Annotated in this window: 17 protein-coding genes; 8 read left to right on the forward strand and 9 right to left on the reverse strand. The window is 41.1% G+C overall.

Annotated features, from left to right (window positions below; translation table 11 throughout):
- The gene (locus tag BKL49_RS06285; RefSeq protein WP_077423762.1) at window positions 1-1,446 is read right to left on the reverse strand and encodes a sulfatase family protein; all 1,446 of its coding nucleotides are present in this window, start codon (window positions 1,444-1,446) and stop codon (window positions 1-3) included.
- Window positions 1,446-3,125 (reverse strand): solute:sodium symporter family transporter, encoded by a 1,680-nt coding sequence (locus BKL49_RS06290; protein ID WP_077423763.1) that lies wholly within the window; start codon window positions 3,123-3,125, stop codon window positions 1,446-1,448. The genes BKL49_RS06285 and BKL49_RS06290 overlap by 1 nt, the downstream gene beginning before the upstream one ends.
- Window positions 3,126-3,323: 198 nt before the next feature.
- Between BKL49_RS06290 and BKL49_RS06295 the strand changes: the two genes are divergently transcribed.
- The 3 genes from BKL49_RS06295 to BKL49_RS06305 all read left to right on the forward strand — a co-directional run bounded on the left by BKL49_RS06295 (window position 3,324) and on the right by BKL49_RS06305 (window position 10,762).
- Window positions 3,324-4,127, forward strand: a complete 804-nt coding sequence (locus tag BKL49_RS06295) for a sulfite exporter TauE/SafE family protein (protein WP_077423764.1) — start codon at window positions 3,324-3,326, stop codon at window positions 4,125-4,127.
- A gap of 242 nt (window positions 4,128-4,369) precedes the next feature.
- Window positions 4,370-6,019 (forward strand): ShlB/FhaC/HecB family hemolysin secretion/activation protein, encoded by a 1,650-nt coding sequence (locus tag BKL49_RS06300; RefSeq protein WP_077423765.1) that lies wholly within the window; start codon window positions 4,370-4,372, stop codon window positions 6,017-6,019.
- 474 nt (window positions 6,020-6,493) lie between these two features.
- Window positions 6,494-10,762, forward strand: coding sequence for a two-partner secretion domain-containing protein (locus BKL49_RS06305; protein ID WP_158074788.1), 4,269 nt, complete (start codon window positions 6,494-6,496; stop codon window positions 10,760-10,762).
- Window positions 10,763-10,929: 167 nt separating this feature from the next.
- Here BKL49_RS06305 and BKL49_RS06310 read toward each other — a convergent pair whose 3' ends face one another.
- Window positions 10,930-11,496, reverse strand: coding sequence for an aminotransferase class IV family protein (locus BKL49_RS06310; protein ID WP_077423767.1), 567 nt, complete (start codon window positions 11,494-11,496; stop codon window positions 10,930-10,932).
- The gene (locus tag BKL49_RS06315; protein ID WP_077423768.1) at window positions 11,496-12,485 is read right to left on the reverse strand and encodes an aminodeoxychorismate synthase component I; all 990 of its coding nucleotides are present in this window, start codon (window positions 12,483-12,485) and stop codon (window positions 11,496-11,498) included. The genes BKL49_RS06310 and BKL49_RS06315 overlap by 1 nt, the downstream gene beginning before the upstream one ends.
- 56 nt (window positions 12,486-12,541) lie before the next feature.
- Between BKL49_RS06315 and BKL49_RS06320 the strand changes: the two genes are divergently transcribed.
- The 4 genes from BKL49_RS06320 to BKL49_RS06335 all read left to right on the forward strand — a co-directional run bounded on the left by BKL49_RS06320 (window position 12,542) and on the right by BKL49_RS06335 (window position 15,552).
- A complete protein-coding gene (locus BKL49_RS06320; protein WP_077423769.1) occupies window positions 12,542-13,111 on the forward strand; it encodes an anthranilate synthase component II in 570 nt (189 codons plus the stop codon).
- 77 nt (window positions 13,112-13,188) lie between these two features.
- On the forward strand, window positions 13,189-14,343 hold the full coding sequence (metK, locus tag BKL49_RS06325; protein WP_077423770.1) for a methionine adenosyltransferase: 1,155 nt from the start codon (window positions 13,189-13,191) through the stop codon (window positions 14,341-14,343).
- Between the two features lie 55 nt (window positions 14,344-14,398).
- Window positions 14,399-14,908, forward strand: coding sequence for a SprT family zinc-dependent metalloprotease (locus BKL49_RS06330; protein WP_077423813.1), 510 nt, complete (start codon window positions 14,399-14,401; stop codon window positions 14,906-14,908).
- 56 nt (window positions 14,909-14,964) lie between these two features.
- The gene (locus tag BKL49_RS06335) at window positions 14,965-15,552 is read left to right on the forward strand and encodes an opacity family porin (RefSeq protein WP_077423771.1); all 588 of its coding nucleotides are present in this window, start codon (window positions 14,965-14,967) and stop codon (window positions 15,550-15,552) included.
- A gap of 134 nt (window positions 15,553-15,686) precedes the next feature.
- Here the strand turns inward: BKL49_RS06335 and BKL49_RS06340 are convergent, their stop codons facing one another.
- From BKL49_RS06340 to yiaK, 5 genes are read right to left on the reverse strand one after another with little or no spacing between them, the layout of a single operon-like run.
- Window positions 15,687-17,144 carry an FGGY-family carbohydrate kinase gene (locus BKL49_RS06340; protein ID WP_077423772.1) on the reverse strand — a complete coding sequence of 486 codons (1,458 nt, stop codon included), beginning with the start codon at window positions 17,142-17,144 and terminating at the stop codon, window positions 15,687-15,689.
- A gap of 54 nt (window positions 17,145-17,198) precedes the next feature.
- Complete coding sequence (locus BKL49_RS06345) at window positions 17,199-18,188, reverse strand: TRAP transporter substrate-binding protein (protein WP_077423773.1); 990 nt, start codon at window positions 18,186-18,188, stop codon at window positions 17,199-17,201.
- A 41-nt stretch (window positions 18,189-18,229) separates the two neighbouring features.
- On the reverse strand, window positions 18,230-19,507 hold the full coding sequence (locus BKL49_RS06350; RefSeq protein ID WP_077423774.1) for a TRAP transporter large permease subunit: 1,278 nt from the start codon (window positions 19,505-19,507) through the stop codon (window positions 18,230-18,232).
- Window positions 19,504-19,986: a TRAP transporter small permease gene (locus tag BKL49_RS06355; RefSeq protein ID WP_077423775.1), complete on the reverse strand. Its 483-nt coding sequence runs from the start codon at window positions 19,984-19,986 to the stop codon at window positions 19,504-19,506. Before BKL49_RS06355 ends, BKL49_RS06350 begins: the two co-directional genes overlap by 4 nt.
- Before the next feature lie 39 nt (window positions 19,987-20,025).
- The gene (yiaK, locus tag BKL49_RS06360; protein ID WP_077423776.1) at window positions 20,026-21,024 is read right to left on the reverse strand and encodes a 3-dehydro-L-gulonate 2-dehydrogenase; all 999 of its coding nucleotides are present in this window, start codon (window positions 21,022-21,024) and stop codon (window positions 20,026-20,028) included.
- A 201-nt stretch (window positions 21,025-21,225) separates the two neighbouring features.
- On the opposite strand from yiaK, the gene BKL49_RS06365 reads away from it, so the two are divergent.
- The gene (locus BKL49_RS06365; RefSeq protein ID WP_077423777.1) at window positions 21,226-22,011 is read left to right on the forward strand and encodes an IclR family transcriptional regulator; all 786 of its coding nucleotides are present in this window, start codon (window positions 21,226-21,228) and stop codon (window positions 22,009-22,011) included.
- Window positions 22,012-22,111 lie beyond the last annotated feature (100 nt).

Consider the following 22,111-nt stretch of genomic DNA (forward strand, 5'->3'; position numbering starts at 1 on the left):
TTAGATTTCATTGATAATCCGATAGACCCAATTTTCCAGTGGATCATTGAGCTTCTTCATTTCCTGTCGCATTTCTTCCAGCATTTCTTGTTTTATCGTGCGGTAATTTTCATCATAAAATAAATTGTGCATTTCCAGTGGATCTTGTCGAATATCGTATAATTCGCACAGATCAGTTGCATTAAATACCAACTTATAATCTTTACGCCGCCACATTCGCTGTTCAAAATAGACGAAATGCCCTGCCAGTTGCCCTAAAATCCCTTTGCGTTGGTTATTTTGCCGTTGGCGGATAATCGGTAACAACGTTTCGCCTTGAAAATCCTGCGGCACGCTTTGATTAGCAATATCATAAACCGTTGAGGTTAAATCGTGCAAGTAAACCAAATTGTCATCTTGCTGATTGATTCGGTTGGATTGTGGATCTTTGACGATTAAGGGGATATTGTAGGTGGTATCAAACATAAATTCCCCTTTTTCAATCATTCTATGCGCCCCCATTGCATCGCCGTGGTCGGCGGTGGCAACGATAAAGGTGTTGTTGTATAAATCCTGCTGTTCCAAATAAGCTAACAATTCGCCGATGGCATCATCAATCAGCGTAATATAACCCCAGAATTTGGTAATCACTTCTTTCCAACGAGCCTCATCGGCTTCCCACATTCCCCACATTTTAGAAATGGTGCGGAAATGCCCCGGTTTGCCTTCAAGCGGTTTGAAGAAACTTTCATCCAGTACAACATCTTTTGGGTTGTACATTGAATAATAAGGCTCAGGCACAATGCAAGGGGTGTGTGGGCCCCAGAAGTTGATCCAAGTGAAGAAGGGTTTGCCTTCATTCTGTGATGTTTGAATGTATTTTTTCGCCTCATCAATAATGAAATAGGGAATGGTTTGCTCTTTTGTGCCTGAAAGCAAGCCACAGAGTTCTTGCACCCGTAAATGCGGATTATCGCCAAAATAAGCACGACTTACTTCAGGGATTTCATAGCCTTTTTCTTCAAGCCATTCTTGATAGCGATTGGAATGGGTTGGCGGTTGATTAAACACTAAATTTTTATACACGCCGCTGCCGGGATAGCCGTAACCGTCAAAATTATGCCCTTTAATGCCATAATCTTCCGGCATGGATTTTGTGCCAACGTGCCATTTGCCGACCACATAGCAATTATAGCCGTCTAATTTGGCAATGTTCGGGGCGTGCCGACTGATTTCACCTGTACCGCCTTTTTCGCCGTTTTTAATAATGCCGTGGGTGGACGGCATTAAACCGGTGAATAAAGACGTTCTCGCAGGGCCGCATACAGAGGCAGGTGTGAAAGCATTATTAAAACGTAGCCCCTCTTTTGCCAGCCGATCTAAATTCGGCGTTTTGACAATTTGATGCCCGTATGTTCCCAACATATCTTTGCGAACTTGATCGAGCAGAATATACATAATGTTCATTATTTCACCTCTTTATCCCGTACCACCAATAATACGATCAATTGTAACACTGCCCACACGCTAAGTACCATCAATGGGTTACCCGTTGATGATGCCATACCGAGTGGCGAAAGAAACGCATAAAGGGCAAGTAAACCTAACACTAAAGACACACTGGTTACTTTTAAATATTTCCAGTTGGTTAAGTCTACGTTGCCAAGGTTTTCTTTATTTTCAATATAAGGCTCACGTTTGAGGAATTGCCCTAAAATGAGCATAAACATCACATCAAATACGAACAAGCCACCCATTACATACACAAAATTAATTTTCACATCAAATACCCAAACAATGCTGAAATATAAGATGGCGTGAGTAATTAAGGCAATGCGTGCTGCCGTGCCGGAAACGGTTTTATTAAACATACCTACTGCAAATAATGCCACAATTGGAATATTCACAAATCCGGCAAAACGTTTAGTGATTAAGAAAATGCCGTCAGTGCCGAACATTAACAGTGGGGCAAAAATCATTGTGATAATTGCCATAATGGCAGACACTTTTTTCGCATAGGAAATCAGCGCTTGTTCTGACCGCACTTTGGGGCTAATAGACGGCAGTAAATCTTTACAATAAATGGTTGCCGCAGAGTTTAAGAAGGAATTGAAGGTACTTAAAATTGCCCCAAATAATGCTGCAATAAAGAAGCCTTGTAACCAAGTTGGCAATACTTTATTGACTAAAAGTGGGTAAGATGCATCAATAGGCTCAACGCCCTCGCCTAAAATGTGGAAACTCAATAGCCCCGGTAGATTTAAGATAATCGGCAAGGTTAATAAAAATAACGCTGCAATTAAAATCCCTTTTTGACCGGATTTTAAATCTTTCGCGCCTAAGCAGCGTTGCACAATGGCTTGATTGGTCGTCCAGTAAAAGAAATGTACCACCATAATGCCCGTGAAAATGGTCGGCCAAGGGGTTGCATCCGCTTCACTGCCGATAGCATTCCATTTTTCAATATGGGTGGTGGTGATCATTTGCAATCCCTCTGAAAAACTGCCATTGCCTAAATACATTAAGGCAAACAATGGCACAAGTAATGCACCAATCACCAAAATTACCGCATTGATGGTATCGGACACTGCCACCGCTTTTAAGCCACCGAAAATAGCATAAATAGCCCCCACTACGCCAATGGCAATCACGGTATAAGTAATGGCTGCCCCATAGCTTAAACCGAATGCCGCTTCTAAGTTAAAGATTTTATTGAACGCAATTGCCCCCGTATAAAGGGCGGTGGGAATCACAATGAAAAGATAGAACACCAAAAACAGCGTGGACATAATCAAACGGGTTTGACGGTCGAAGCGGTTTTCAAAAAATTCCGGTACGGTGGTATAACCGTTTCGCAAATATTTGGGCAATATATAAAGTGCCAAAAAACAAAGGGGAATTAGTGTTGGTACTGTCCACGCAATGATAGAAAAATTGCCTTTATAAGACACTGCATTTACTCCAATCAGTTGCTCGGTGGAAAGGGAGGTTAGCACCATAGAACAGCCAATCACTAAGCTATTTAGCCCCCTCCCAGCGAGAAAATATCCTTTTGAGGTGGTTAAATCATCATTTTTTGTTTTTAGCCACGAAATATACGCAACTATCCCTGTTACAAGCAGGAAAGTAATTATCGTGATTAACATACGTTTCTCCTATTGTCGCCGAATGATGGGGTTCAGCATAATATAGGGATAAAAGATAGTTTATGATAATGGTCATAAGCCTTGCGAAATTGATGTGAGCCGGATCACAAATTTAACATTCTTTTGGTATCACTATGAGCAAGATCATAAATCACTCTCCGTACGATATTACATAATAAGCAAAAATAAGGAGTCATAATGAGTCTTCAACTAATTGCTATTTTAATATTATGCGGCATTTTCACGAATCTAATGTCAGCGGTTTTGGGTATTGGTGGTGGGGTACTAATGGTGCCTATCCTTTATTCTTTATTTCCCGATTTTCCGTTACAAATGGTGGCGGCAACCTCATTGACTATTGTCATCGGTTCGGCGTGTATTAATCTTTTTCACTTCTATAAACAACATATTGCTATTGACCTCAAGGCAGTGATGGGATGGTCATTGGCAATGATTGTGGGAGTTCAACTGGGTTTTGAAAGCAGTTTTTACTTAACCGATAGCGTTGTAATAGCGGTTTTTGTCGGCACATTAAGCCTATTGGCGGTGCGAACCCTGTTGGGGACGACAAAAAAACAAAATGGCATAAAGGGACAAAATGATCTCTTTAAAGGAGCAGGATTATGTTTATTTGGCGGCGTGATTGCAGGAATGACCGGCATCGGCGGTGGTTCAATTATGGCACCGTTAATTGGACGGCTTAACAGTGTCAAACCGCAACAAATCGCCCCTTATACCAATGCAATGATGATTATCGGCGGACTAGGCAGCCTTTATGGCTATCTTGCGAAAACACCAAATTATTATTTAGCAGGAAGCTGGCAAATTGGCTATGTAAATTTTTCTGTAGTGATGATTGTGATTGGTGCAGTGTTTATAACAGGGTTTTTCTCAATGAAAATTCGTGGGCGGCTCGCCCCTGAACTCACGCAGAAATTATTGGGTATCATTTTATTGGTTATTGCGAGTTATATGGTCGGGAGTTACTACTTGAAAAATTAAGGGGAATTTAGTATCTAATGACGATCCGATTTTAAATTGAAAGACAAAAACATATTTCAATGTTTCTACTGAATCAAAAGCTAGATAGAATTTCTTTGCGTTTTACTGCTGATATCAATAAAAAATCAAACTAAGTATAAATAAATCCTTATTGATGTGATATTGTGCTTTCCGTTCATTAACAATTCACTTGATTTATATCAAAAAGAAATTTTGGTTATTCAATTTTAGAAAGGATCTCTATGCCAAAAATCAAAAAGCCCCTTATTTTTCTTTTTTCCTTTGCGTTACCAATGGTGGTGTGGGCGGGTAATGTGCCGAGGGAGACGCAGGAATTTAATCGTTTTCAACAAGATGCCAAGCAGCAATTGGAACAATTTCAGCAGGCAAGGCAACAACGTTGGGTTGAACAACATCAATATCAGCAACAACAGGCAGAACAAAATCAAGCAGATTTATCGCAGGCTTGTTTGCCTTATTCGGGGATTCGGTTTGTTGGTTTTCATTTAATTGATCCTACGGTTTTTGCACCAATGCAGGGCGAATGTTTGAATGAAACCCGATTGAATCAATTAAGTCGGGATATTACCGCCGCTTATTTGGATTTGGGCTACATTTATAATCCTTTTCAATTTGAAGATGATCATTCCGGTGTGCTGATAATGCGGGTGATGGAAGGCAAAATTGCAAAATTGTCGGGAGAAAGTTCAAGATTAAATTTTGCAATGTTGATGCCAAATGCATTGGGGAATCCGCTGAATGTTAAAGATTTGGATCAAGCCTTGGATCAAGCCAATAAGATGGCGGGGAGTAAAGTCAGTGTTGATGTGTTACCGGCGAAAAACGGGGAAATTGAATTGGCTTTTGTCAATGATGAAAAAGCACGTTTTAATGGCTTTATCGGTGCGGATAACTATGCGTCTAAACGTGTTGGGCGTTGGCAAAGTCGGGTGGGGGTGAATATTGATAGTCCGTTGGGATTATCCGATACCTTGTATTTGAGTGCGGCACATTCATTAAAATCGTTTTCCCATAATTTTAATCGTTCGGTAGCGTTATTTCACAGTGTCCCTTATGGTTATTGGACGTTGAGTACCTTTGGCTCAATTTCACAATTCAAATACCAAATTCCGTTACAGCAAACGGAAGCTCAGCAAAAAGGCTACACTTGGCAGGCGGCTTTTCGTGCCGATTATACGTTTAACCGAGGATCGAATTCTATTTCGAGTGCCTATGGACAATTAGAACGTTTACGTAGCAAAAGTTATTTTCAAGATGCGTTGATTCAACTACAAAGCCCTGCCCTCACCACAATGCAATGGGGTGTAAATCATTTACAGCTTTTTCCAAATGGATCATTGATTGCCGATATTAATTATGAACGGGGGCTAAAATGGTGGAATGCCACCGCTAATCAGGGACGGGATCAACCTGAGGGGCAATTTAATAAATGGGTGGCGGATCTCAATTTCAACTATTTTCACCAAGTTTTTGGACAGACTTTTCATCAATCCGCCCGTTTATTGGGGCAGTATAGCCAAAATTATTTGCCTGCCATTAAACAGGCTGATTTCTTAGGGCGTTATGCCATACGGGGTTTTAACGATCTTTCCCAATCAAATGAAAAAAGCATTATTTGGCAGAATAATTTGGCGTGGTTATATGAAAATGAAAACCAACAAATTTCCCCTTATGTGGGGTTGGATCTTGGTATTCAAAAAGCCTCATCGGGGGATACCCACAGTCAACGGGCATTAGGCTATGCCATCGGGCTGAAAATCATTCACCCACGTTGGCAAACGCAATTAGAGTGGGCAACAGGGCGATTGTTCCGGTCGAATCAAATTTTGCAGGAACGGAGTGTTTACGTTAATGTGAATGTTTATTTCTAAGGTTTAACGCGAAAGTGCGGTCAATTTTAGAGAGGTTTTATTTCGTCAATACAGAAAACCGGATAATATTTTGTAGGGGCGATATGCCGGTGTTCTTGATATTAATTCATTGAAATTTTTTGATAGAACGCGAAGCATCGTCCCCCTACTGATCATATTATTTCGGTTTGGTGTGTCCACGGCATCATATTGTAAAATTTAACGAAAAATTGACCGCACTTTGATCTCGATACCATCACTTCATTATGGCTCGCCACTTCATTTTGTGACTTCACTCACAAATTTAATATTTCCTTCCTGTCGGGCATAGATTTTTTCCTTTGAATACCTAAAATGGTTGCGCCTTATTAAGGCTATTTTTATTCCGAGAACGTAATATTAATAGCACAAAGTGCGGTCAATTTTGGTATTGTTTTTTGTCATTAGGCGATATTGGATGACCGTAGATTCCTTTCTTATTTTATGGACTTTTTTATGAGCAAATTTTCCTTATCAAAAATTACCCTAGCCCTTTCCTTGTGTTATGTCGCGCAAAGTTATGCAGAGATTCAATCGGCAAACACGAATACTCAAGTATCTCAGCAAAAAGGGGTTGAAATTATCAATATCGCCACCCCAAGTCAGTCCGGCTTATCGCACAACCAATATAATAAATTTAATGTGGATAAAGCAGGGGCGGTATTAAACAATGCCCGCCAAGATAGCCAATCTCAATTAGCGGGACAAGTGGCGGCAAACCCAAATTTACGCCAACAATCTGCCACCGTGATTTTAAATGAAGTGGTTAGCCGTAATCCTTCTCATATTGCGGGTAAACAGGAAATTGTAGGGCAACGTGCCGATTATATTTTAGCAAACCCGAACGGGATTAGCGTTGAGGGCGGTGGCTTTATTAATACGCAAAGAGCCTCTTTGGTGGTGGGTAAACCAACGGTTGAACAAGGTTATTTAACGGGCTACCAAGTGGATGGTGATAAAGCACTAACGGCGAAAGGCACGGTTAGCGGGGCGAATACCCTTGATTTGATTGCACCAACGGTGAGTGTTTCCGGCAATCTTCAAGCCGAAGGCGATGTGAATGTTGTGATGGGGCGTAATAAAGTGGCTCGCCAAAATGACGGTCAATTAACGGTAACTGTTCTACCATCACAACAAGGGCAAGTGTTAGACGGTAAAGTGGTGGGCAGTATTCAAGCAGGGCGAATCCGTATTCATTCCACTGATGAACAAGCTAATGTTGCGATTACTGCGACCAAGTTAGAAGCCAAAGAAGTGTTGGTTACGGCGGGCAATGCCAAATTAGACGGGACGGTTAAGAAATCTTCAAAAATTGTGAATACGCCGATTAGTCAAAATGGTTATGGCGGCTTAAAAGAACGTTCAAGCAAAACGGAAACCTTTGATAAAACCAGCATTAAAGCCGATAAAGTTACCGTGCTTGCCTCAAATCATTTAACCTTATCCGGTGCGGAAATTAAGGCAAAAGAAGCCACGGTAATTGGGGGGAAAACCCATATTGGTGCAACTAAAACGACGGATCGTTTCCATACTGCAGAAACCCGTGCAAAAGGCAGCACTAAATTAGTGGAAACCGATGACAGTAAATTGGAAACCGCACACAGAACAACCATTCAGGCAGATTCCGTTACACTTGGTGCAATCAAGGATCAATTAACCGCAGAAGGCGTGAAAATTACCACCAACGCATTGACATTACACGGTGAGAAAGGCATTTCCACAAAAGGCGTGCAGGAAGTGAATTACTATGATGCCACGGCGACTTTCCGCAATGAACCGAAAAAACATAAAACAGGCTACAGTTTACAGACAGCGAAAGCCTACAACTATGTGGCAAGCGAACTAAACGTAAAAGACGATATGATCGTATCAGGCGGTAATGTTAATTTTGCAGGTACGATTGCGAAAGTAGATGGCGATTTAGTGGTTGAAAATAAAGGCCGTTTATCTTTTAGTTCGGAAGAAGTGAAAAACGATCACGTGGTTAATGATAAAGAAAGGTACTGGGGCGGATTGGCTGGTTCAAAAACACTTGCTTCAACCCGTAAAGATTATGTACAGCAAGGGGCGGACTTTACCGTTAAAGGGGCAATTTTAGTTGATGCCGGAAATGGCGTTAAAGTCACAGGCAGCCGTGTGGTATCGGGCAAGGATGCATTGGTTAAAGGAAATAAAGGAAGTTTAACGGTTAATTCTGTACAAGATTATCATTCCTACACCGAAAAAAGCCGTACGGGGATGATTTTTGATATTACTAAAGAACGTACTCAAGGCTATAAAACCAGCTATATCACCAAAGGTTCGGAGCTAAAATCCAAATCTAACCTTCAACTTGTGACAGATAAAAATGTGAATGTTGTGGGGAGCAGAGTCGAAGCAGGAGGCTTATTGGATATTTCCGCCAAGGGTAACGTGAATGTAAAAGGCGGCAACAATGAAGTGAGACAAATTTTACATAAATCGGGCATTGGCTTTAGCACTAAAGTGGAAAAACCAACGTTAACCTTAGATTATGAAGGCGTGGCAAAATCATCCATAGAAACCGTGAAAGGGCTGATTGGTGGTACGGTTAAAATGACGGATGCGGCTGAAGCGGTGGCTAACAATGTGAAAGACAATTTGAAATTTAAAGGCGAAGCCAGTGCCACGTTCGGCTTTTTTAATGATGCACAATCTTCTGCCGAATATACCCATACGCCATCAGTGGTAAGTGGTGCAACCACCAATATTTCGGCTAATCGTGTTAATGTTGCCGGCAGTAAAATTGAGGCGACAAAAGGCGATCTCAATGTAAACGCCAATGCGGTGATGACCAATGCACAGCACGATAGCTATTTTGATTCCAACATTCATACCGCCTTTGGTATTACCAATACGGTGACCGTAACAGAAAGTGCGGTAACAAATAAGGTTGCTTTAGGCATTACTCATAAAGACACCTATAAAGAAGGTACGAATGCTCAAGCAAGCCAACTTTCAGCAGCGAAGGATATTAATCTTAATGCAAGACATTTGATTACCCATCAAGGAACGGAGATTCAAGCCGGTGGAAATATTAACGAAAATGCTAAAGTGGTAAGCCATACGCCTGAATATAATACAGAAAATGGTAAGCAGAAAAACTTTGATTTGGGGTTAACCTTAACCACTTCTGTCGATAAAAACAAAGCGGTGAATGGTAGCTTGGTGTTAGGTATTTCCGGGGGACGTGAAAAACATCAAGAAAGCAATGCACAAAGTACCACATTAACAGCGGGTAAAGATATTAACGTCAATACAGATAAATTATCTGATGTGGCAACCCAATATACCGCAGGCAATAATGTAAATCTCAATTCCAAAGTTCATACGATTGAATCGGCACAAAATACGAAGGAAGATGAAAAACTCAGTGCCGGTGTAACCATTGGGGTGAGTGCAGGCACGAAAGATTTTGTCACCGGTACGGCAGGGGTGAATGTTGGGATTCATTTCCAAAAAGATCAAAGTAATTCAAGCACGGCACATATTGCAAATGTGGCAGGAAACAACGTGAATATCAACACGGGTAAATTAAACAGCCAAGGGGATATTTCAGCGAAAAATGATGTGAATATTAATGCAAACAGTGCGAGCTTCACTCAATCGCAAAATACCAGCAGCCATAAAGGTGGTGGTTTTAACTTAAATATTGGGGTTGGGGCGATTGCTATCCCTGCCGCAGGTGCCGCATTGCCTTCCGTTGATGTAAGTTTTAATGCCAACAGCCACAAAGGCAACCGTACCGATGCGGTAATTCACAGGGTTGAAGGCGGCAACAATGTAGGCATTCACGCTAAACAAGATGTGAGCTTACAAGGTACTAACGTTCAAGCAGGCAATACGGCAAGCATTAGTGGCAATACGGTTACCGTACAACCGGGTAAAAGCCAAGTACAAGAGCTGAATGTCAGTGTGGGCGGTGGTGTCAGTGTGGGAGCAAATGCGTCCAGCTTAGGTATTAACGGCAATGTCAATGTGAAACACGAAAACAGCACCACCCACCCGGGTGTTTCCATTAATGGTCAAAACGTGAACATCAAATCCGAAAATGGCGTGCATTTAACAGGCGTAACCTCTAATAGCACCAATTTAACCATTGATGGCGGTAAAGGTGACGTTATTTTAGATTCTGCGAAAAATAACGTAAACAAAACCGAAGTGGATGTCGGTTTAGCCTTAAACGGTGGATTAAGCGGTAACAAATGGACACCGGAAAGCGGTTCAGGCAAATTAAATGTGGATGTTGTGCGTAATGAAACCCACACCACCACGGATTTGACCGCAGAAAATGCCACTATTTCCGGTAATAACGCTCACTTTAACGGCAGCAGTATCAATGCAACGAATGTCACCAATAACCTTAAAGGTTCGGTAACAAGCAGTGCAGTAACGGATAAAGTGAACGAAACCGGCGTACATCTTTCAGCCAACGGTAGCGGTAAATTTACCCCATACCCAGCAGATAACTGGGCGGAAAGTGCGAAGAAAGATTGGGATAACGGCACTATTGCCGGAGTGAATGCGGATATCAACGTAAAAGTGGACGCCACCAACACCGAGACCGTAAAACAGGGGGGAATTAATCCACCAAAACCACAAGTGATTAAAAATAACGTGGTAAAAGCGAATGTGGAACTCACGACAAAAGTGAAATCCCGTATAGAAAACTTTATCAAACAACAGCAACAACTGCGCCGTAGATAATTTTTCATTATTATAAAAATCAACCGCACTTTATTAGAATTAGAGTGCGGTTTTTTTAGATAAATTTTTAGCATTATTTGGGAATAAAAGTAAGAACATAAGCTGGTATCTATTGATATTAAGTTTCAATAAAATCAAATTATAGAGATATATCTGGGAAGTTCTCCTTATAATCCATTCATTGCATTAATAATTTTTATTTCATCAAACTTTTTTACATCCTGTGCGTAAATGGTGGTTTGCTGAATTTTGCCTTCGCGTAATAATTTTTCCCGTTGCGTCCCTTGCAACAGTGGGGTATCGGGGGTGAACCATTGGTTTCCTTGGCGAAAGATTAAATTTCCAATGGAACAATCTGTCACTTTGCCATTTTTGATAATGATAATTTCATCGCACTGTCCCCGTTGGGCGAACAGGGCGTTGAGCAAATCTCGTTGGGTGTATTTCAAGCCGTATTCAATTTCATCACACACAACGGGTTGAAAAGTGCGGTAGATTTTTCGGGTATATTCAACATATTGAATTTGGGCGGTTTCGGCATTGTAATCAATACGACAACGTACCAATTTATCTTGTAAGTGGCTGGGGAGTTGGATTAAATCCAAAAGTGTAAAAATTTTGACCGCACTTTTGCCATAAAATTGGCGGAGGCTGCGTTCATAACGGGCTTGGTGATAGGCAATATTTTGAATTTCGCCTTTTTCTATTGCCAAGGTTTCAAACAATGGAAACATTAATTTTCCTCTCTGATCGGTAAATAGATGGGTAAATAGACTTTTTCCAGTAATTCCTGATATTCCTCTTCCAATTTACTGTGGATGGTGATTCCGCCACCACTGTGAAAGTAAAATTTATCGCCACATTGGGAAATAAACCGAATCGCCACCGCACTTTGCAGATTTTTTCCATCGAAAAGACCAAAAACGCCGGTGTAATAACCGCGAGGTTGTTTTTCTGCCGATTGAATAATTTGCACGGTTTTTTCTTTCGGCGCGCCACTGATAGAACCCGCCGGTAATAAGGTGGCGAGGAGTGTTCCCACTTTTTCTTGCCAGTTTTCTTCCGCTTCACCGCAAATCTCCGAGCTTGTCTGCAAGATTTCCCCTTTTTGTGTTTGAATGTGATCCACATAGCGAAATCGGGTCACTTGAATGTTTTTGGCAACCATTGCGAGATCGTTACGCATTAAATCAACAATGGTGTAATGTTCACGCTGTTCTTTTTCATCATTTAATAATTGTTCTTCCGCATTGGGTAATTGGGCGTTAATCGTGCCTTTCATTGGGTAAGTGGTGATTTTATTATCGTGAATATTCACAAAACATTCGGGGGAAAAGCACACAAATTGATCTTTCAGCCATAATTTATAAGGGGCGTTGGTTTGGTAAAAAAGCTGTTCCGGCGTGAAATTGCCTGAAATTTCGGTCGGGTAGGTCAAGTTCAATAGATAGGAATTGCCTTGTTGCAATGCCTGACGGACAATTTCAAAACCTTGTTGATAATCAGAAAGCGAAATCGGCTTTTTGTTTATATGAAGAGGTTTCGGCAAAAAGGATTTTTGTTCTTCAACATTGGTTTTGCCTAAAAAATTAAAAAAAATGCCTTGCGAAGCGGTGTTTTCTAAGGGAAGAATAAGCGGTTTTTTCTGTTCAAAATCAATTAGAAAGAAAAAAGGGGTGCGTTCTTTGCCGTAGTGATTTGCCTGCTGAATAAAATGTTGCATTGTGCTGTGTCTAATTTTGCGTAAAATTGCCCGATTATAACGAAAGCCGAGCTGTTATGAAATTACTCATCATTAATAATCACGATTCTTTTACCTTCAATTTGGTGGATCTTATTCGCCGTCTTGATGTGCCTTTTGAGGTGTTGAATGTGGAAGATTTAAAAGAAAACACACCGGAATGTTACACACATATTTTGATTTCTCCCGGCCCTGATGTACCGCGTGCTTATCCGCAGTTGTTTGAGATGTTGGAAACGTATCATCAACGAAAATCCATTTTGGGCGTATGTTTGGGACATCAAACGATCTGCGAGTTTTTTGGCGGCACACTTTATAATTTAGCCGCGGTTCGCCACGGGCAAAAACAGCATTTAAAAGTGCGGTCAAATTCGGCGTTGTTTTTGGGATTGCCAAAGGAATTTGAGATTGGGTTGTATCATTCTTGGGCGGTCAGCACGGCGAATTTTCCCGAAGTATTAGACGTTACCGCCGTTTGTGACGAAGAAGTGGTGATGGCAATGCAACATAAATCCTTGCCTGTTTATGGCGTGCAGTTTCATCCGGAATCTTATATGTCGGAATACGGAGAACAAATTTTGCGAAATTGGTTGGGGACGGATTCATAATAGTGCTTGCTAATTAAACAAAAATACGTAGTATAGCCGTCTATACGTCAATACATCCAAATAAAAAAGAGAGAATTATGTCTAGCTATTTATTTACTTCAGAATCCGTGTCGGAAGGACATCCGGATAAAATTGCCGATCAAATTTCAGATGCGGTACTCGATGAAATTTTAAAACAAGACCCAAAAGCCCGTGTGGCGTGCGAAACCTATGTAAAAACCGGTATGGCATTAGTGGGGGGGGAAATTACCACTTCGGCGTGGGTGGATATTGAAAATTTAACCCGTAAAGTGATTTGCGATATTGGTTACGAACATTCCGATATGGGCTTTGACGGCCACTCTTGTGCCGTGTTAAACGCCATTGGTAAACAATCGGCGGATATTAATCAAGGCGTAGATCGTGAAAATCCCCTTGATCAAGGTGCAGGCGACCAAGGCATTATGTTTGGTTATGCCACCAATGAAACCGATGTATTAATGCCGGCGGCGATCACCTATGCGCACCGCCTAATGCAAAAACAGGCAGAAGTACGCAAAAACGGCAAACTGGCGTGGTTACGTCCGGATGCGAAAAGCCAAGTTACCTTAAAATACGAAGACAATAAAATTGTGGGCGTGGATGCCGTAGTGCTTTCAACCCAACATTCGGAAGAAGTGAGCCAAAAAGATCTGCACGAAGGTGTGATGGAAGAAATCATCAAACCGGTGTTGCCGAGTGAATGGCTTTCAAAAGAAACCAAATATTTTATCAACCCGACAGGTCGTTTTGTGATTGGCGGCCCAATGGGGGATTGTGGTTTAACCGGACGTAAAATTATTGTGGATACCTACGGCGGTGCGGCTCGTCACGGTGGTGGGGCATTCTCCGGTAAAGACCCATCAAAAGTGGATCGCTCGGCGGCTTATGCGGCACGCTATGTGGCAAAAAATATTGTGGCGGCAGGCTTGGCTGATCGCTGTGAAATTCAGCTTTCTTATGCAATAGGTGTGGCAGATCCGACTTCCATTATGGTGGAAACTTTCGGCACCGGCAAAGTGGCAAACGAACTATTAGTGGCATTAGTGCGGGAATTTTTTGATTTACGCCCTTATGGTTTAATTAAAATGCTTAATCTAATTCAACCGATTTATCGCGAAACGGCAGCTTATGGACACTTTGGACGTGAACAATTCCCTTGGGAAAAAGTGGATCGCGCAGAGGAATTGCGTGCAGCGGCAGGGTTGAAATAATTATTTTCTTGTATTGAAAACCGCTAATTTAGCGGTTTTTGTTTTTCTTGAATTTATGCTTTCATCACAAACCCAATTCCGACATTTAAAAATGCAGGTTCAGCGTAAACTGACTGAATCGCTACGTCTTGCGACCGCTTATTTTAAACGTGAATTTGTTATGCCTACAGTGAGTTACGATCTGCGGGGAACGAAAGCAGGCGTTGCTTATTTGCAAAAAAATGAAATCAAATTCAACCGCACTTTATTGTTGGAAAATTCAACCGAATTTATTCGACAAGTGGTACCGCACGAATTGGCACATTTGATTATCTATCAGGTATTTGGACGGGTGAAGCCGCACGGCGTGGAATGGAAAGCATTAATGAATCAGGTTTTTCATTTACCGGCAGAGACCTGCCATCAATTTGATGTACAAAATGTGCAGGGAAAAACGTTTGAATACCGCTGTCATTGTCAAACGCATTTATTAAGTATTCGCCGTCATAATCGGATTTTAAAAGAAAAAGTCGAATATTTATGCCGAAAATGTAAGGGGAAATTGATTTTTGTAGATGATACGTAGTTTAGATTATGCTATATTCCCACCAGTTTCTACTAGCAATAAATAGGAGTTATCCAATGAAAAAATCATTATTAGCGTTAGCTATCGGAGCATTAGCCGTTGCTTCAACGGCAAATGCCGGTTGGTATGTGCAAGGGGATTTAGGGTATTCAAAAGTCAAATCATCAGGTGGTGATATTGGTGATTTTAACAAAAGTAAATTTACACCAAGCCTAGCGGTAGGTTATAAATATGGCAACTGGCGTTTTGCTTTAGACTACACGAATTACGGTAAAATTGAAGAAAGTTATGCCGACCAAAATGAAGTTAGCACAGAGAAACTTAAAACCTATGGTTTAGGTTTATCCGCTATTTATGATATTGAGTTAAATTCACCTTTTAAACCTTATGTAGGTGTGCGTTTATCACAAAATTTCTTTGATGACAAATATGATTCTTCTACTATGGAGAATGGTGCTATCGTAAGAGAGCATATTAGCGAAAAAGAAAATAAATTTGGCTATGGTGTGTTAGCCGGTGTATCTTACAATTTTTCCCCAAACTGGGCGGTAAATGGCGGCATTGAGTATAACCGTTTAGGTAAATTTGACGATGTAAAAATTAACCAATATGGTGCAAAAGTAGGTATTCGTTACGAATTCTAATTTTCCCCATAAAGTGCGGTCAGAATATTTTCTTTTTAGTGGAAATAGGATCAGCGCTTTTCGTTATCAGTCATCTTTTTTAATCGAACCGTATTTGAAAATTAACTCAAATACGGTTTTTTGATGAAATCACGTTAAATCAAATTTTTCAGCGCCTGAATAAATTTCAAATAGCGTTGATATTTCGCTTGGTAGGCATTGAAGTTCTCTTTATTTGGGCGAAATGTTTGCATTTTTGAATTTAAAATATAAGTGCTTTCGCTTTTTTCGATTGCCTCCATTGCCATTAACGCAGCGCCCAAACAGCCTGTTTCTTCTACGGCAGGAATTTCCAGTTTCATTCCGGTTAAATCTGCCAACATTTGCATCCAGATTTTTGATTTGGTCGGCCCGCCGGTGACTCTCAGTACGTTTGCGTCAGGAAAACGCTGCAACATTCTTTCTAAATGATGCATTAGACTAAATAACACGCCTTCATAAACTGCCTGTAATAAGTGAATTTCCGTATGATGGGATTGCAGTCCGTAAAAGCCTGCCTGCATACCCAATCCCGCATTCGAGCCATAAAGAAAGGGGACGAATAAGACACTGCTTTTTGCCGGTGCTAAACTTCCGATGCCACGATTAATGGTTTCATAATCCAAATGTTTAAAACGATTTAAAAACCATTCTAAATTACCCGATGAGGTGGGGCTGGCTTCGTGAACGATAAATTTATTTTGTTCCACATAACGTCCGTAGACAAAAGGAATGGATTGGTCGAACTCAATGTGATCGGTAATGCCGCTTACCACCGACCACGTGCCCAGCACTACGTTTAATTTGTTTTCATCCTCTAAATTGGCACAAAGTGCGGTCGAAACCACGTCAAATAATCCGCCAACAACTGCCGTGCCTTCGGTTAAGCCGGTCATTTCTGCAGCTTGCTTAGTGACATAGCCTGCGATTTCATTGGATTTAATTATCGGTGGAAATTTATTAAAAATTTCTTCAATGTCGAGTAATTGAGCAAGGTGAACATCATATCCTCCCGTTTGAATATTATAGAGGTTTGATTCGGAAATATTGGTTTCTTCACAAAATAACTGACCGGTTAAACAGAATCGTAAATAGTCGTGCGACATTAAAACCGTGCCAATGCGATCATAGCGGGGGCGATCTTTTTCCTTTATCCAACGGAGAATTGAAACGGGATGACCTGTCCATAAGGTTTGTCGGGTGAGAGGATAAATTTTTTCAGGAATCTTTTCGGCTTGCCAATTTTTTACAATGTCGAGCGCACGTTGATCAGAAGATAAAATTGCCCGTCCTAAGGGGCGATGTTGTTTATCTAAAAGGAATGCACCTTTCCCCTGTGCAGAAATGCCAACGGCTTTGATAAGTGTTGGAGCGAGATGACTTTTGACAATGGCTTCCCGCACCACTTGTGCAGTGACTTGCCATAAGGTGTTGGGATCACGCTCTGCATAGCCGGACTGTTCACTGATGACGGGAACATTTTCACGGGCTATGCCATATAATTTTCCATTGTTATCAAATAATGCGGCTTTAATGAAAGTGCCACCACAATCAATGCCTAAGTAATAATTCATAAAACCTCAAGGAAAGTGAAAGCAGCCAACGAAAGTTGACCGCTTATGATTGGATTATTGCGCTAACGCATCAATTTGATTGACTAAGGTATCACCCTGTTTCTCAATATAAGATTTGCGGACTTTTTCCTCAATGATCGCTTTAAAAGGCGCAGGAACGATGGTCTCTGTGACTTCAACCCCTTCTTTACGCAATTTAGCAATAATTTCTTGCTCATTTTTCACATTAAGTTCTCGTTGAAAAGCACCCGCTTCTTTCGCGGCGGATAAAATTGCCTGTTGAAGTTCCGGTGAAAGTGAATCAAATTTCGCTTTGTTCATTACAACAATTAATGGTGTATAACCGTGGTTACTTAGGGTTAAATATTTTTGTACTTCATATAATTTTGAAGACCAAAAAATACCAATCGGGTGTTCTTGGGCATCAACAGCGCGGGTTTCTAATGCGGTATAAAGCTCCGCTAATGGCATTGGTACAGGGTTTGCCCCTAAAAGGGAGAAGGCTTCAATATACATTGGGTTTTGATTGGTACGGACTTTTAAGCCTTTCACATCTTCCGGTTTGGTCATTGTATGTTTGGAATTAGAAAAAGCACGGAATCCCACATCCCAAAAGGCTAATCCTTTAAGCCCTTTTTCCTCAAGGGCTTTTAATAAACCTTCCCCAATTTCACCATCCAATACTTTATAAACGTGTTCACGATCTTTAAATATAAATGGAATATCGATGACATTTAATTCTTGAACTAATCCTGTAAAGTTAGGCGAACCTGACATTTCCAGATCAATAGTGCCGCCACGCACGCCGGCAATCATTGTTTGAGCATTACCTAATGTACTGTCAGGAAAGAGTTTTAATTTGACTTCACCATTGGTTTTTTCAGCCAATAATTCGTTAAATTTTTTGGCTGCGATATGTTGGGTATCACTGCGAGGGGCTTCATAGCCAAAGCGTAGATTAACTTGTGCCGAAACCGCTGAGGCAGTGAATATTGTCGCACCGGCAATTAAAGCGGTTAAGAATTTCATATTAAAACGTTTCATAATGTTCTCCTGAATGAGGCGTAATGAAAAAGTCAGTGTTTTTACAACATCCATTGAAGTGGAACTAAAATCAATGACGGAAAGAAGATGAACAAAAACAGCAAGAGAAGCATCATTCCCATATAAGGCAGAATGCCTTTTGCCGCTTGGTCAAAGGGAAGTTTAGATACGCCGGTAATCACATTTAGCACATTGCCTACCGGCGGCGTAATTAAACCGATTGAGGTGTTTAGGATAAATAACACACCAAAATAAACGGGATCGATACCGGCCTCTTCAATTAATGGCATTAATACCGGTGTCAGAATAAGGACGGTAGGCGTTAAATCCATCACCATACCGATGATAAATACCGAAATCATCACGACAATCAGCAACAATGTTGGATTATCAATTAACGGTTCTAAAAATTCCGTCATCATTTGTGGTAGTTCGGCGATGGTGATTAACCAACCGGTTACATTGGCGGCAGCGACTAAAAACATCACCACAGCGGTTGTTTTTCCCGCGGCGAGAATCACTTTATACAAATCTTTGATTTTGAGTTCACGGTAAACAAAGAGTGAAATCATCAAGGCATAAAAGGCGGCTACCACACCGGCTTCTGTCGGCGTGAAGATGCCCGAACGGAAACCGCCAATGATAATAACCGGTAATAGCAATGCCCAAATACTGTTTTTGAAAGAAATACATAATTCTTCTTTGGTTGCTTTGGAGAATGTCATCAAATTTAGCCGTTTTGCCTGCCACCACCAGAGCAGTGCCAACGCAATTCCCATTATCAAGCCCGGGAAAATACCGGCTAAAAAGAGTTTTGTGATGGATACGCCGCTTGCCACGCCAAATACAATAAAGGGAATAGAAGGGGGAATAATCGGTGCAATAATACCTGCCGTACCGATTAAACCTGCCGATCTATCCACCGGATAACCGGTGGTTTTCATCATCGGTAATAACATTGCGGCCACTGCTGCGGTATCTGCCACTGCCGAGCCGGATAAACTTGCCATAATCATTGCGGCAATAATGGCTACAAAACCCAAGCCACCACGTTTATGCCCCACTAATTTCATCGGCAAATCAATAATACGTTTTGACAAGCCCCCTTCATTCATTATTTCACCGGCAAGGATAAAGAAAGGAATCGCCATCAGTGAAAAGCTATCTGCACCACTGATTAAATGTTGTGCCAAGATTTGAGAATCAAATAGATCAAGTTGCAACATTAAGGCGATACCACACACTAAAAGTGAGAAGGCGACAGGAATGCCTAAAATAATCGCACCCAGTAGAACGGAGAGGAAAATAACCACGATCATAGATTTTCTCCTTTCGTGAGAAAGTGGATTCTTGACAACATTCGGGTGATTAATACCCCCCCAATTAAAATGCCTGCCACCACGCCTGCAAAGTAAGTAATACCCTGCGGTAAACCGGAAATAGGGGCTAAATTGGTCAGATTTAATTGGAACTGAATCCAACTGCCATCAACAATTAAATAGCAACAGTAAAGCATTAACGCATCTGTAAAAATCCCCAAAATGTTGCGACCGTTTGAAGATAGCTTGTCGGTTAAAATCGTCACATTAACGTGTTGATTGCCATTAAATGCTAATACAGCCGCTAAAAAAGTGAGCCAGATAAACAGATAACGTGAAACTTCCTCCGTCACATTAATGCTGCTATTAAAGCCATAACGCAAGACAACGTTGAGAAACACCAAAAGTGCCATAATGGATAAAATGAAAACCACGAGGACTTCCAGTATCTTCCCAACAAATCGGGCAAAACTTTTCATCGTTCCTCCTCAAAAATACGTGAAAAAATGACCGCACTTTTAAAGTGATTTAATTTTTGCCCAAACGGTATCATCCACAGGAATACCATTGGCTTTGTTGTCGGCAAGAATTTTCGTAAATTCGTGTCCCGGCAAACGCACTTCTACATTAGGATCGGCACGTTCTGCAGTTTTCACATAGTCCATAATGCGGTTGAGTTTTTCGTCTTTTGTTTTACCGTCAATTAAACGATCCACTTCAATGGCAATAAACACTTGAGAAACACAGTATTCATCATCTTTATCTTCGGTCACGGCAACGGTGGATTCACCGTTGGAAAGTAGGGTCGCGATCATATCCAATACAATAGACAAGCCCGACCCTTTCCAAAATCCCATTGGCATTAAACGGCGATTTTTTTCCACTGTTGCCGGATCGCGGGTTGGATTGCCTTCATCATCAAAACCTGCCTCAACAAAGGTTTGACGACCTTGCAGGCGGTGAACTTCTAACATTCCGTAGGAATACATTGAACAAGACATATCTACTATCGTGATAGGATTGGTGGGAACGGCAATAATGAGGGGATTTGTGCCGATCCGACATTCTTTTGCTCCCCAAGGGGGCATTACCGCAAGAGCATTTGTCCAGCAAATGCCGATATAGCCTTTTTCTGCGGCTTGCCAGCCATAAGATCCGCCACGCATCCAGTGATTGGCATTCCGCAATGCCACGACACCGATACCGTTTTGAGCTGCCAATTCAATGGCACGATCCATCATTTTTTTCGCCGTTAAATTGCCGATGGCTTGGTGTGCATCCCATTGCTCGATTGCACCTAATGAAAGCACTTTGGTTGGTTGTGCTTCCGGCACAATATCGCCGTTTTCCAATTGTTGGATAAAACGCGGGAAACGGTTTACGCCGTGAGAATATGCACCGGCTTGTGTGGTATCGGCAAACACGGTGGCACATTCTTCGGCAATTTCTTCACGCACATTGCGGGAAAGTAAAACACGTTTAAATTCAGCTTTTAGATTTTCATAAGACACTCTCATAAAATACCTCATATTCCATATAATAAAATTATGTTTCACAATATATAACTGAGCCTTATCGTAGTCAATTTTTGTGTTGAATTAAAATTCTTTTAAAATCAATAGGATATAAAGTATTTTTCTGATTTGTGACAGAGTTCTCATTTTTGTGGAGCAAGATTTCACATTATGAAATATAATTTGGAAAAGGAGGATAATGCGATGGCAGAAGAAAAATTGATGGGTAATCAAAGCCTTATACGTGGGCTTCGATTGTTAGATATATTAAGTGACTTTCCGAATGGTTGTCCGCTCGCGAAATTGGCGGAAATTTCAGGGTTAAACAAAAGCACTGTTCACCGTCTTTTACAGGGATTACAAAGTGAAGGTTATGTGAAACCGGCTTCTACGGCGGGAAGTTATCGGCTCAGTATAAAATGCCTCAGTATCGGGCAGAAGATTTTGACTTCAATGAATATCATTAACGTGGTCTCTCCTTACTTGGAGCAACTTAATCTAACCTTAGGTGAGACCATCAACTTTTCCCAAAGGGAAGAGGATAAAGCCATTATGATTTACAAGTTAGAGCCAACCCACGGTATGTTGAAAACAAGGGCTTACATTGGACAACATATCCCATTTTATTGCTCGGCAATGGGAAAACTTTATTTGGCTTACCCCAAAAAGGAAGGTTATTTGCAACATTATTGGCAAACTCATCAAAATGTGATTCAACAATTAACAAAAAATACCATTACCCGATTAGACGAAATGGAAGCGGAATTGGAAAATATTCGACAAAATCAATTTGCGATGGACAGAGAAGAAAATGAAATGGGCGTGGTGTGCATTGCTTGCCCGATATTTGATTCTTTTCATCAAGTGGAATATGCCGTTTCTGTTTCGATGTCGATTTATAAATTGAGAAAAATCGGGATTGATTTTTTCCTGAATGAAATCCGAAAAACTGCACAGGAAATCTCAAAAGAGTTGGGTTACTTGGGTTGATTTGAGCAAAAGTGCGGTTGGTTTTTACGTTATTTTTGCCGTTGTGCTGTCAGCCTGCCCCTTGAAAACATCATTTTCATTCTTATATTTGAGCCGTTCA

Origin of the sequence: Rodentibacter myodis, assembly GCF_001999305.1 — a bacterium.
Classification (GTDB): domain Bacteria; phylum Pseudomonadota; class Gammaproteobacteria; order Enterobacterales; family Pasteurellaceae; genus Rodentibacter; species Rodentibacter myodis.